The 12681-nt window shown below is 54.7% G+C and carries 10 protein-coding genes; all 10 read left to right on the top strand.

The window, feature by feature from the left end; translation table 11 throughout:
- The first annotated feature begins 359 nt into the window (after window positions 1-359).
- The 10 genes from K0F75_RS22050 to K0F75_RS22005 all read left to right on the top strand — a co-directional run bounded on the left by K0F75_RS22050 (window position 360) and on the right by K0F75_RS22005 (window position 12579).
- Window positions 360-1547, top strand: a complete 1188-nt coding sequence (locus K0F75_RS22050; protein ID WP_219064085.1) for a site-specific integrase — start codon at window positions 360-362, stop codon at window positions 1545-1547.
- 258 nt (window positions 1548-1805) lie between these two features.
- On the top strand, window positions 1806-3569 hold the full coding sequence (locus K0F75_RS22045) for a hypothetical protein (protein WP_219064084.1): 1764 nt from the start codon (window positions 1806-1808) through the stop codon (window positions 3567-3569).
- A 234-nt stretch (window positions 3570-3803) separates the two neighbouring features.
- On the top strand, window positions 3804-4193 hold the full coding sequence (locus K0F75_RS22040) for a hypothetical protein (RefSeq protein WP_219064083.1): 390 nt from the start codon (window positions 3804-3806) through the stop codon (window positions 4191-4193).
- 168 nt (window positions 4194-4361) lie between these two features.
- Window positions 4362-4946, top strand: a complete 585-nt coding sequence (locus K0F75_RS22035) for a hypothetical protein (protein ID WP_219064082.1) — start codon at window positions 4362-4364, stop codon at window positions 4944-4946.
- 1 nt (window position 4947) lies between these two features.
- On the top strand, window positions 4948-5127 hold the full coding sequence (locus K0F75_RS22030; RefSeq protein WP_219064081.1) for a hypothetical protein: 180 nt from the start codon (window positions 4948-4950) through the stop codon (window positions 5125-5127).
- A gap of 604 nt (window positions 5128-5731) precedes the next feature.
- Window positions 5732-7444 (top strand): bifunctional DNA primase/polymerase, encoded by a 1713-nt coding sequence (locus tag K0F75_RS22025; RefSeq protein ID WP_219064080.1) that lies wholly within the window; start codon window positions 5732-5734, stop codon window positions 7442-7444.
- A 275-nt stretch (window positions 7445-7719) separates the two neighbouring features.
- Window positions 7720-8907, top strand: coding sequence for a site-specific integrase (locus K0F75_RS22020; protein WP_219064079.1), 1188 nt, complete (start codon window positions 7720-7722; stop codon window positions 8905-8907).
- Between the two features lie 382 nt (window positions 8908-9289).
- Window positions 9290-11128, top strand: coding sequence for a hypothetical protein (locus tag K0F75_RS22015; protein WP_219064078.1), 1839 nt, complete (start codon window positions 9290-9292; stop codon window positions 11126-11128).
- 384 nt (window positions 11129-11512) lie between these two features.
- A complete protein-coding gene (locus K0F75_RS22010; protein ID WP_219064077.1) occupies window positions 11513-11773 on the top strand; it encodes a DUF6447 family protein in 261 nt (86 codons plus the stop codon).
- Between the two features lie 11 nt (window positions 11774-11784).
- Window positions 11785-12579, top strand: coding sequence for a SapC family protein (locus K0F75_RS22005; RefSeq protein WP_219064076.1), 795 nt, complete (start codon window positions 11785-11787; stop codon window positions 12577-12579).
- The last annotated feature ends 102 nt before the right edge of the window (window positions 12580-12681 follow it).

Below are 12681 nucleotides of genomic sequence, written 5' to 3'. Positions count from 1 at the left end.
GGGGGTAGCAGATTTTTATGATTTTAATTAATGGATATAAGAATGGTCGCTCTGTCTTTTTCTCAGTAGGCATTGGCTCTTTTTTTGCCCCCACTTGCTGCCCCCTTGATGGCTTTTTGATGCTTTTGGACACCTGATTGATTTGATGATTGGGTGCCCTACGGCATCACATCCCCTGTGTTCCACCATTCCCGGCCCGGCGCTTCGCTTGTGGTCTTCGGCATCCTATCGCCTTGAAACACATGATTTTTTTATCAATGAATAGGAGTTTCATCTGCTATCCGCATACCGCTTCTGCCTGTCGTATACCCGCTCGTCCCCTCAATCCTGTGTCTAACCTGCAATAAGGAAATATGCCCATGCCTCACGCTAATCTGGACGCCCAGTTTGTTCGCAATGCCATCTGCCCTGAGGGTAAAAGCAAAGTGGACTATTACGATACCGCCATCACAGGCTTCATTCTTGAAGTCCGTGCCTCAGGCGGCAAGACGTTTCACCTGCGCTACCGTGACCCTCATGGCAAGCAGCGTCAGCACAAGATTGGCGACAGCAAGTCCCTGTCATTCGACAAGGCGCGTCAAGCCGCTCAGGTTTTGCGTTCGCGTGTGGTGTTGGGTGAAAGCCCAGCCGAGGAACGTAAGATCAAGCGGGCGATACCGACCATGGCCGAGTTTGCCGAAGAGCGCTACATGCCGTTTGTGAAGGGGTACAAGAAGAGTTGGGATTCAGACGATAGCTACCTGCGTAACCATGTGTTGCCCAGGTTTGGCAGTCACCATCTGGATCAGGTCAGTCAGCAGGAGGTGGTCGAGTTTCACCATGCCATGCGGGCGAAAGGGTATGCGTTGGCCACCTGCAACCGAATGCTCGTACTGATGCGTTACATGTTCAATCTGGCCAAGAAATGGAAAGTCCCCGGTGCCGATTTCAATCCGACCATGGGGGTGCCGATGTACGAGGCCAACAATGCACGGGAGCGTTACCTGACCGCCGAGGAAACCCAGCGTCTGAAGGCGGCATTGGTGAGAAGTGACAACACCCAGCTGCAATACATCGTGCCCTTGTTGCTGATGACCGGGGCGCGTAAACGGGAGCTGTTGGAGGCCCAATGGGAGCACTTTGATCTGGAGCGTCGTAGCTGGCGTATCCCGATGTCGAAGTCAGGCAAAGCGCGGTATGTGCCGTTATCCGCCACCGTTCTGGAGGTGTTGGCACAGTTGCCACGGTGGCCGGGGTGTCCTTATCTGGTGCCCAATCCAAAAAGTCGGGAGCCGTTCGTCTCGGTGTTCTGCAGCTGGAACACAGCTCGCAAGCATGCGGGATTGCCCGAGGTGAGGATGCATGACCTGCGCCATAGCATGGCCAGCAACATGGTGAACTCGGGTCGCTCGATCTATGAGGTAGCCAAGGTGTTGGGGCATACGCAACTGAAAACCAGCCAGCGCTACAGCCACTTGTCACAGGAGACCCTGATCGCGGCGGTGGATGCAGCGGCCAATGCGACTGGCACCAACTGGTCTTCAGCGGCAGCGGTCAAAGCTGGTTAAAATCCCAAAGGACCGACCGGGGAAATCCCGCCGTCCACTTGACCTGGACGGGGCTGACTCGTTGGGTTGGGTGGTTGGTGGGGGCCATTATGGCGATTGATTTGAGCAAAGAAACCTCGTATGGCAATTGGGGCCAATGCATACTTTTTGCAGTTAGGTGATCGCTGGGTGAGGGGAAACGGGTGATCCAGAAATGGTCGCAACCCCTTGAATAAACTGGGCTGCTGACCTTGCTTCACAGGTTCGCTCACTACTGGTGTGGATAACCTGGTTGGCGACGGTGGCAACAACGTCTTCATCGGTGATAACTCGGGTACTGCTGCGACTGCTACTTCCGGTGATCAAATCAACGGCGGCGCAGGCACTGACACCTTCAAACTGTACTCGGCTGCTGCTGCTACTAGCGTGACCCTGCCTCAGCTGACTAGCATTGAAAACCTTTATGTCAATGGTGGCGTGATTGCTACTGCCGACGTTTCGACCATCGCTGGATTGACCAACGTTGAGTTCGATGCCCAAGGCGCTAACTTGGCTCTGACCCTGACTGGTGCTCAGACTGCCAAGTTCTCCAATGACAATGGCGCGACCATTCGTACTGAGACCGTGATCTACGGCGCAACTGACGCAGCTGCTAGCGTTGTTCTGAACGGTGTCGGCAAAGTTGGTACTGCTGCTACTCTTGACGTTCAAGGCGCGGCTTTGACCACCCTGAACCTCACCTCGAACTCGACTGGTACTGCTGCCAACAACATAAGCCTGACTAACTCGGCTGGCACTAAACTCGCCACCTTGAACATCAGCGGTGATAAAGCTATTACTGTTGCTGAGACGCTGGTTGGCCTGAAAACCATCAACGCTTCTACCGCAACCGGTAACGTCACTATCGACCAATCCGCTATTGGTGCTGACAACCAGCTGACTTTCACTGGCGGTGCAGGCAACGATAAGGTGATCTTCAAGGCTACCTACCTGACAGCTGGCACTACTGGTGACGTTCTGGATGGCGGCGCTGGTATCGACACCTTGGTCATCAACGATACCGCTCCGGTTTATGCTGCCATCAACGCAGCTAAAAACTTCGAAGTACTGGGTCTGAACACCACTGGCGCTACTGTTGATGCTTCCCAGATCACCAACGGCATCAACCAGTTCGCAGTTGGCCAAGGTCAAACCCCTGGCACGATGGCGGCTACCTTCACCAACGCCCTGTCCACTAGCAAGTTCACCATCGACAACACCGCCGGCATTAGCGGCACTGTGTCGATCGCGAACAAGGTTGGCGAAACTGGCACCTCGATCACTATCGATAACCAGGACACTGTCACTCACGCAGTGAATACCCTGACACTGACCGGCGTCACTAACGTGGCCTTGGCTTCGACAGGTAAAGCTGGCTCGATCAACACCATCGGTACCTTGAACAACGCCGACAACTCCAGCATCACTGTAACTGGCTCCGCTGACCTGACTCTGGCTCTCAAAGCTGCTGCTGTGGGTAGCAAGGTTGATGGCTCCGCTGCTACTGGCGTGCTGAACCTGACTGGTAACACTACTACCTTCGCTGCAGGCAGCTCGCTGGGCGATACCCTGATCGGTGGTAGCAAGGCTGACGTACTGAAAGCTTCGGTGAACGGCGGTACCCTGACCGGTAACGGCGGCAACGATACTTTCGACGTATCTGTTGCAACTGGTGCAACTACTTCTGCCACAGCTGGTATCGTTGCTATCACTGACTTCACCAAGGGTGATCTGATTCAGTTCGGTACTAGTGTGGTTGGTTCTGCCATCGCCAAAGTGGATATCTCTACTTCAGCGAGCGTTGCTGCTGCATTGACAGCACTGTCTTCTAGCACTACAGCAGGTGCTGTGAACTGGGGTGTCTTCGGCGGTAACACTTATGTTGTTCAGAACGACGGTACTGCGCCCTTCGCTACTGGTGATGTAGTCGTGAAGCTGGCTGGCACCGTTGACCTGTCTACTTCTGTGCTCAACGGTACTACTCACGCCCTGACCTTCGCCTAATTTCCTCACGGAAATACCCCTCTTGCTTCGGTGAGAGGGATTGGTGGAAGCAAGAAAGCCCCGCTGTCCGAAAGGTCAGTGGGGTTTTTTTATGTCCGCTGTTTGAGGTCGCTGGCAATGGACTACTCAGCGTGTGGAAAGACGTAACCCTCTGACGCTACCAACGACACTCCCCTCGACGCCCTTGGAATCTTCCTTGGGCGTTTTTTTTTGCCCACTGAAAAGGAAAACCGTATGCAGATACTGTGTGATTCAACTTCGATCCAGGAGGCCCTTGATACCCAGGCAGAACTCACTCGATTAATCACGGGTTATGTCGAACGTCTCGGTGATTACGATGGCTATGAGCTGGGCCAGTTGGTGCAGTTCATTGTGATGGCTGGCAGCGATACGGTCATTGAGTTGGAGGCGGCGTTAGGCTTCTCGGTCAGGGTCAATCGCTTCAGTGGCTGCCGCTACGGTGACGCTGATTTCCTGCCATTCTGGGAAGTCATCGAGGCCCACCGCTACTGGTATGAAGTGGTCTATGTGCTGGGGGATGATGGCTTTGGCATTGTCATCTTCGTGCCCAAAGACGCTGATGCTGAACTGATTGAGATGCTCCAGCACTACACCCCCGAGTAACCCGCTACAACTGTCGCCCGTTGTTCTCATGACACCCGTTTGACCCTCATTCCCGCGCATTACGGCTAATCAGCCACCTTATATGAAAGGCTCCAAAGCCCTTCAAGCCTCGTAACACCCAAACCCATACCCATCCGAAAACGTATCTCACCCTTGAGAGGCATCACTATGTCCATTGAATGTGTACCTGAAACGCCAGTTGTGATTGATGGTGAAATAGCATCGATCATCGAAGATAACGCCGCTACTAGGGAAACCCCCGATGTCGTTCCTGAAAACCCTGGTGCGTCACCTGAAAGCTCTTCCGAAAACCCCGATGCATTAATCCGTGTGTTGAAAAGTGGCAGCTGCCCGTCGCTGACCGGTCGTTCCACCTTGGGTTATCAACTGGGCCTCAAGGACGAGTCCGAGCTGTACCTGAAATTGATCAGCAACACCGGCAGTGGTTTCTTCAGCAAGGAATGGGTGGCGTGCTCCGTGATTGAGCAATTGATCAACGGATCGGCTGAGCTTACCTCCACCTCGTTCAAGGCCATCTATCCCAACAAGTCCGTCAACACTGGGGGCTTTGTCATGGCGGTCATCAAGGCGTTGGGGTTGATCCAGACCAATCCACAGAACAGTCGTTGGCATCAGCAGGTGCCGGAGATGACTTTTGAACAGGTGGCAATAGAGGCCATGGTGCAGGCGGATGAGACGCAGCAGGTGGTCGTCTCCAAGCCCACCGGCAAACGTAAACACAAGGAAGGTTGAGATGATGTGGTCGATAACCTCGGCGCTGATCTGTGGGGCAGTCCTGGGATTGTGGTTCCCGGCAACACGGTGGATGGCCATTACCAGCGCGGCTGCGTTGTGCTTCTTCTATCCATGGCTGGGGGTGGTCCTGGTGACGATCGTGTCCTGGTCGTTCTATTACTTTCGGGTCCGAAAATGAGGGGTAGGGGGACAGGGATTGACCGTCTAGACGGCTGATTCTGCTGCCTCGGTTCAATATTGCCCGGTCATGCCGAAGTTACTTCTAAGGTGTCGCTAGGGCCACTGTTTGGCCGCCCCCTAACGGTCGCACCGCCTCGACCCTGCCGTTACCCCTCGCTACCCCCGACCCTGCATCCGTCACACCTTCCGGCCTCTGCGGGCCATCCGTTTCGTGCGGAGGATTTCGTGTGCCTGGCGTTTGGTGGAAGTAGCGGGGGACTGGGAACCTGAAAACCTGAAACCTGCAGTCTGGAGAGTAAGACGCTGCAATCCTGAGAATCTGGAGGGTGGTCATGGGCTGATGGGACACAATCTGGCTGTGTAACCCAGACAGGGTTGACCGCTTCGTGAACACTGTGTAAATTCCATGACACAAGTATGTGAATCCCACCTCGGTGGTGATGTCCATCATCTATTTCGATAGCCGTCTCTATAGCAAGTGCCTTTGGGTCCAGACCTTCCACTGGACAGATTCATCCCAAGCGTGCGTTTGCCTGTAGGACGGCTTTTTTGTGGACGGTCCTTTTGCAAGCGCTGATTAAGCACCTTTGCAGAGCGACACCATGCCTACCATTGATGTTACGGACACCCTTTCTGACACAGCGATCGTCGCCATTGAGTGGTTGCAATTTGGCCTGAAGGTGGTCCCCATTCTGCCCCAAACCCTGCAACCTGCTTTGCCGCTTGAACCTTGGCTGGCAGGGTTGTCAGCGGACACCATTACGCAGCACTGGTTACACAATCCTTCCCACGAATTGGCCTGTATTGCCTGTGATCGTCTACTGGTGGTGGTCACTGACGGTGATGAATCCGAAAAGGGTTTGAGTGTGATTGAGCAGCAATATGGTGCTGCGCCAATGCTCATCATCAAGAGCCACGGTAGCCATCATCACTATTTTCGGGTGGTTCAAGACACCTCCCTAACGATTGAGACCCCATCCCCAGCCTGCCCTTACCCGATCGGCCTCAAGATCCACGGTGATCTGATCGTCTTGCCGCCCAGTACCGACACAGAAGTTCTATCCAGTTATGCACCCAGCCTCGATCAGCTCATGCAGGTTGATCAGGCATTCATCGACGCGCTGCTTAATCACAATCGTGCGCTCCCCAAGGCGCTCGATGCCGTCGACACTCACCCCGTTACTGTCGTAGTAGGCACCCAGAACGGTGATTTGGAACCATGTGAATATGAGGTGATCAGCCCATCACCGGCACCGGTTCAGCGAAGTGAGTCGCACAGGGATTCCCCGTTGGCGGCCTTCTCACTGCGCGGACAGCTGGCGAAGCTGGAAGCACAAACGGCGGAACAGATACCGATTCTGGGCAAATTGGTGCTGTTGAGCCAGGTCGTGCTCTTTTATGCACCGCCTAACACGGGCAAGACGCTGTTCATCCTGCATATGATCATTCAATCCATCAAACAAGGAATCATCGATCCCTCTCGGCTCTTTTACATCAACATGGACGACACCGGCAGTGGCGTGGTGGATAAGCTTCAGTTGGCTGAGGAGTATGGATTCGAGACGCTTGTCGATGGTCACAACGGGTTTGAGGCGGGGAAACTTCGAGTAGCCCTGGAGGAAATGATTGCCGACGGTACCGCTCGTGACGCGATTGTCATTGTGGACACGCTAAAAAAGTTCGTGAATCTCATGGACAAGAGTAAAAGCTCGGACTTCACCAAGCTTATCCGCCGGTTTTCACTCAAGGGTGGGACCTTCATTGGCTTGGCACATGCCAATAAGCATCCCGGTGCCGATGGTCGAGCCATGTATTCGGGAACGAGTGACTTCGTTGACGACGTTGATTGTGTCTACATGCTGAACACAATTCCCCAGTCTGACCCGACTCAGAAGGTAGTGGAATTCAGCAATATCAAACGTCGCGGCAATGTGGCCCAGACCGCAGCCTACAGTTACACCCTGGACCGTGATATCCCCTACAACGAACTGTTGCTGTCGGTTCAAGAGGTCAACCCGAATCAACTGACGTCCGTCAAACGTGCGACTGAGGTTCAGACGGATGCGCAGATTATCGAGAGCATTGCGGGGTGCATCCGTGACGGTATTGATTCGAAGATGAAGTTGGCCGAAGCCGCCGCTCAACGGGCAGGGTGCAGCAAGCGATCAGCCCTCAAGGTTGTCGATAAATACACAGGCAATGATCCTGCGATTCACCAATGGAGCTTCACTGTTAAAGAACGTGGGGCCAAGGTGTTCATGCTGCTGGCACCTCCTTGTGGTTCCACAGATGAGCCTCCACCTGTTGTGACCTAAGCGTCCTGAGGGGGCAGTTTTCAGGTTTTCAGGTTGGCAGCTTCCCAGCTCCGCGCCTGAGTCTGCCCCCCCCCGATGCCCGCCCCGTTTCGCCATCCCATCGTTTCTCAGTCCAGCCCCGTGCTTGTGATTGACGATCTCCTATACCTTTGAAATACAAAGTTTTTTGATCAATGAATAGGAGTTTCATCTGCTATCCGCATACCGCTTCTGCTTGCTGTGTACCCGCTCATCCCCTCAATCCTGTGTCTAACCTGCAATAAGGAAATATGCCCATGCCTCACGCTAACCTGGACGCCCACTTTGTTCGCAATGCCGTCTGCCCTGAAGGTAAAAGCAAAGTGGACTATTACGATACCGCCATCACTGGCTTCATTCTTGAAGTCCGTGCCTCAGGCGGCAAGACGTTTCACCTGCGTTACCGTGACCCTCATGGCAAGCAGCGTCAGCACAAGATTGGCGACAGTAAGTCCCTGTCATTCGACAAGGCGCGTCAAGCCGCTCAGGTTTTGCGTTCGCGTGTGGTGCTGGGTGACAGTCCAGCCGAGGAACGTAAGATCAAGCGGGCGATACCGACCGTGGCCGAGTTTGCCGAAGAGCGCTACATGCCGTTCGTAAAGGGGTACAAGAAGAGTTGGGATTCAGACGACAGTTACCTGCGTAACCATGTGTTGCCCCGGTTTGGCAGTCACCATCTGGATCAGGTCAGTCAGCAGGAGGTGGTCGAGTTTCACCATGCCATGCGGGCAAAAGGGTATGCCTTGGCCACCTGCAACCGAATGCTTGTACTGATGCGTTACATGTTCAATCTGGCCAAGAAATGGAAAGTCCCCGGTGCCGATTTTAATCCCACCATTGGCGTGCCCATGTACGAGGCCAACAATGCACGGGAGCGTTACCTGACCGCCGAGGAAACCCAGCGTTTGAAGATGGCATTGGTGAGAAGTGACAACACACAACTGCAATACATCGTGCCCTTGTTGCTAATGACCGGGGCGCGTAAACGGGAGCTGTTGGAGGCCCAATGGGAGCACTTTGATCTGGAACGTCGTAGCTGGCGTATCCCCATGTCGAAGTCAGGCAAAGCGCGGTATGTGCCGTTATCCACCACCGTTCTGGAGGTGTTGGCACAGTTGCCAAGGTGGCCGGGGTGTCCTTATCTGGTGCCCAATCCGAAAAGTCGGGAGCCGTTCGTCTCGGTGTTCTGCAGCTGGAACACAGCTCGCAAGCATGCTGGATTGCCCGAGGTGAGGATGCATGACCTGCGCCATAGCATGGCCAGCAACATGGTGAACTCGGGTCGTTCGATCTATGAGGTAGCCAAGGTGCTGGGGCATACGCAACTGAAAACCAGCCAGCGCTACAGCCACTTGTCACAGGAGACCCTGATCGCGGCGGTGGATGCGGCGGCCAATGCGACGGGCACCAACTGGTCTTCAGCGCAAGCGGTCAAAGCTGGTTAAAATCCCAAAGGACCGCCCGGGGAAAATCCCGCCGTCCACTTGACCAGGGCGGGGCTGACTCGTTGGGTTGGGTGGTCGGTGGGGATCATTATGGCGATTGATTTGAGCAAGGTAACCTCGTATGGCAATTGGGGCCAATGCATACTTTTTGCAGTTGGGTGATCGCTGGGTGAGGGGAAACGGGTGATCCAGAAATGGTCGCAACCCCTTGAATACACTGGGCCGCTGACCTTGCTTCACAGGTTCGCTCACTACTGGTGCGGACAACATCGTTGGTGCAGCTAGCGCTGACACCATCAATGGCTTGATCGATGGCACTACTGCAACTCTGAGCACTCTGAGCGCAGCAGATAAAATTGCTGGCGGTGCAGGCGTTGATACCTTGGCCGTTACCGTGGTGAACGGTGCTGCTAACGTAACGAACGGTGCTGATATCTCCGGTATTGAAGTTGTGAGCATTCGCAACACCAACGCTGCAGGTACAGCCGCTACGCTGACTAGCGCCGCTGGCCTGACTGCTGTGAACGCAGTGCGTGGCTCGGGTGATGTGACTGTTACCGGCGGTTTGGCTCAAGGTGCATCTATCGGCATCGACGGCACCACCGGTGGCGCCATTTCCGCTACTTACGCACCTGCAGCTACTACTGCCACTCTGAACGTGACTAACGCCGCTACCGCTGGCGCTGTTACCCTCGCTGGTACAGGTCTGACTTCCGTTGCTATCAACAGCACCGTTGGCGCTAACACCCTGGGTGGCGTTGCAGTAGGCGCAGCTGTTACCGCTGTAACTATCGATGCTACTTCCAACATCAATACTGGCAGCATCACGGGCGTAGCTGCTAACGCTGCCATCACCGTTAAAGGTGCAGGTACTGCTAACATCGGTGCTCTGGTTGCCAACGTTGCTACCGTCGACGCTTCGGCTAACCTCGGTGGCGTTACCGCTTCCCTGCTGAACTCGCCTACTAGCGTTAAGTTCACCGGTGGTGCTGGTAACGACGTGATCACCTCCAATGGCCTGCTGCTGGCTGCTGGTGCTTCGGTTAATGCCGGTGCTGGTACCGCTGACCGTCTGGTATTGACTACCGCTATCGACGTAGCTACCGCTGCAACAGCAGTCGCCAACAAAGCTTCTGCTGCTCTGTACACAGGCTTTGAAGAGCTGCAAATCAAGAACGGCGTTAGCCAAGACGTCACCGCTTTCACTGGCTCGGCCATTACCAAGCTGGTTCTGGATGGCGCAGTAGCTGGTGTCACAAACGTTTCGGCTGCCCAAGCTGCCAACGTTCAAGTGGTTAGCAGCGGTACTTACACTGTTGGCGTGAAAGACGCCTCGGTAGTCGGTAACTTGGACACCGTGCACATCACCGCTGATGACGGCGTTGCTGGCTTGGCTACTGGCCCAATCGCCCTGACTACCCCAGTTCTGACTGGTGTAGAAACTCTGCAACTGACCGCGAATGACAACGTCACCGTTAGCTCTCTGACTGCTGCTACTTCTCTGACCAGCGTTAAGCTGGATGGTGCGGGTACTATCGGCCTGACTACCGGTGTAGTTAGCTTTGCTGCCAACTCGGTGATCGATGCCACCGCCGCGACTGGCGCAGTGACCATCGACGCTTCTGGCGCTACGGTTACTGGTTTGTCCATTAAAGGTGGTGCTGGTAACGATGTCTTGACCGGTACCGCTCAAGCTGACTTGATCAACGGTGGCGCTGGTAACGACGTTCTGGTTAACGGCACTACTGTAACCCTAACATCTGGGGTAGTTACAGCTATAGCCACTACTGTTGCCGCCGCTGCTGACGTACTGACTGGTGGTGCCGGTAACGATTCGTTCGTTATCGCCCACGGCGCTGTTGCAAACGTAAGCAGCATCACTGACCTGAACTTGGGTACTAACGTAGCTGGCGGTGCTGTTGACTCCCTGTGGTTCAACGCTACTGCTTCGGCTGCTGCAACAGTTGTTGCCCTGACTGCTGCTCAGCAGACTACTGTGACTGCAGCTGCTAGCTTGAGCGCTGCTGTAGACGCAGTACTGGCGATCGCCACTGCTGTCAACAACGTTGCTCAGTTCACCTACGGCACCGATACTTACGTCGTGGCTAACGGTACTGCTGGTGGTGCCCATGCTTATGCCGCGGCTACCGATAACCTGATCAAAATCACCGGTGTTACTGGTGTGCTGGATGCTTCCGACGTTCACTTCCTCGCTGCATAAGCAACCAAGGAAACATGAGGGTGGGGGTAGGTTTCTGCCCCCACTTCTGAACTTCTAAGGCTGTAAGCGAACACCTGTCTCTCACAAGGAGACTGTTATTGGCTTGTATCTGGCAGTTTAATTTCGCCTAAAAGTAGCACTCTTTTCTTCGGTAAGGGGTGTAGGTGGAAGCAAGAAAGCCCCGCTGTCCGAAAGGTCAGTGGGGTTTTTTTATGTCCGCTGATTGGGTCGCTGGCAGTGGAACACTTAGTGCGTGAAAGATATAATCCCCTAACGCCGTCAATCCACTAATCCACTGCCCCTTTGGTGGCGAATGAAACCTGCTTCCCACAAGGCGACGGGGTTTTGTTATGTTGTGCTCCCCTTTTTTTGCGAGAGAGCCCCATGAGTGACATACCGATCCTAACCCTGAATGGCAAAGACTACGACGTTAACCAGTTGTCCGACGCCGCCCGTGCCCAGGTGACCAATATTCAAGTTGTAGATGCGGAAATAAGCCGCCTGCAACAACAGTTGGCCATTGCTCAGACCGCTCGCAATGCCTACGTAGCGGCGCTGATGGCAACGGTGGAACCCGCCGAGGCTCCAAGTGCTCCTGTCACACCGGCCAAGAAATCCGGCAAAGCCAAACCAGCAAAACCCTAAACGAGGTCCCCATGACTGATTTTCAAGTCATCACCCGTGAGCGTCACGGTTCGCAACGTTGGCTAAAGCACAGTACCTATACCTTCGCGACAGGTGACGCACTGTGCCCACTGGTGGCCCAAGAGCTGCCCAAAGCCGTTCTCTCCATGCCGATCGGCTTTATGGCTGAGGGTGACCATTTTGTGCCCGTCGCAGTGCAAGGATTGGCAGCGGGACAGAACCTGCTGGTGGCTCTCGATGGTCGTTGGTTGGCCCCGTACATCCCAGCCCCCTATCGCGGCTACCCATTCCGTATGGCCCCCACCGAGCAGGGCGAGCACGTGCTGTGCATCGACGAAGCCAGTGGCCTGCTCTCCGAGAGCGCGGGTGAGTCTTTTTTTAATGAGGACGGTACGCCCGGCAAGTCAGTGTTGGAGATTCTGGAGTTCTTCAACCAGATCGAAGCCAACCGTCAACTCACGCTCAACATATGTGCGGTCCTGCAGCAGCATGGTCTGATCCAGCCGTGGCCGATCACGGTGCAGGGGGAGCATGGCGAGCAAAAGGTCGAAGGTCTGTTCCGCATCGACGAAGCCGCCCTGAATGCCCTGACGGCAGAGTCGTTGACTGAGGTTCGTAATGCCGGTGGACTGACTGTTGCCTACTGCCAATTACTCAGCATGCAGCACCTGTCGACTCTGGGCACCTTGGCACAAGCCCATGCCGAGGCGGAAAAAGCCCGACTGGCGCAAGAATCATTGGCTCGGAATAGTGAACTGCACCTGGGCTTAATGAATGACAGCGGTACGTTCAGTTTCGGCCAGTAAATAAAGTCATTACTAGATTTCTCGCTTCACCCTGTCATGAAAGAAAACTGATGCAGCACTCCCCACTCCTTTACTGAAAAATGCAAAACTGGCTGTGTAGGA

Source organism: Pseudomonas sp. UMAB-08 (assembly GCF_900095225.1).
In the GTDB taxonomy this organism is placed as follows: Bacteria; Pseudomonadota; Gammaproteobacteria; order Pseudomonadales; family Pseudomonadaceae; genus Aquipseudomonas.
This window is presented reverse-complemented; position numbering and strand designations above follow the sequence as displayed.

Bases quoted from the DNA above. Each gene is read 5' to 3' on its own strand.
- K0F75_RS22025 (WP_219064080.1), top strand. From the start codon at position 5,732: ATGCCTACCATTGATGTTACGGACACCCTTTCTGACACAGCGATCGTC.
- K0F75_RS22010 (WP_219064077.1), top strand. From the start codon at position 11,513: ATGAGTGACATACCGATCCTAACCCTGAATGGCAAAGACTACGACGTT.
- K0F75_RS22040 (WP_219064083.1), top strand. From the start codon at position 3,804: ATGCAGATACTGTGTGATTCAACTTCGATCCAGGAGGCCCTTGATACC.
- K0F75_RS22030 (WP_219064081.1), top strand. From the start codon at position 4,948: ATGATGTGGTCGATAACCTCGGCGCTGATCTGTGGGGCAGTCCTGGGA.
- K0F75_RS22050 (WP_219064085.1), top strand. From the start codon at position 360: ATGCCTCACGCTAATCTGGACGCCCAGTTTGTTCGCAATGCCATCTGC.
- K0F75_RS22035 (WP_219064082.1), top strand. From the start codon at position 4,362: ATGTCCATTGAATGTGTACCTGAAACGCCAGTTGTGATTGATGGTGAA.
- K0F75_RS22005 (WP_219064076.1), top strand. From the start codon at position 11,785: ATGACTGATTTTCAAGTCATCACCCGTGAGCGTCACGGTTCGCAACGT.
- K0F75_RS22020 (WP_219064079.1), top strand. From the start codon at position 7,720: ATGCCTCACGCTAACCTGGACGCCCACTTTGTTCGCAATGCCGTCTGC.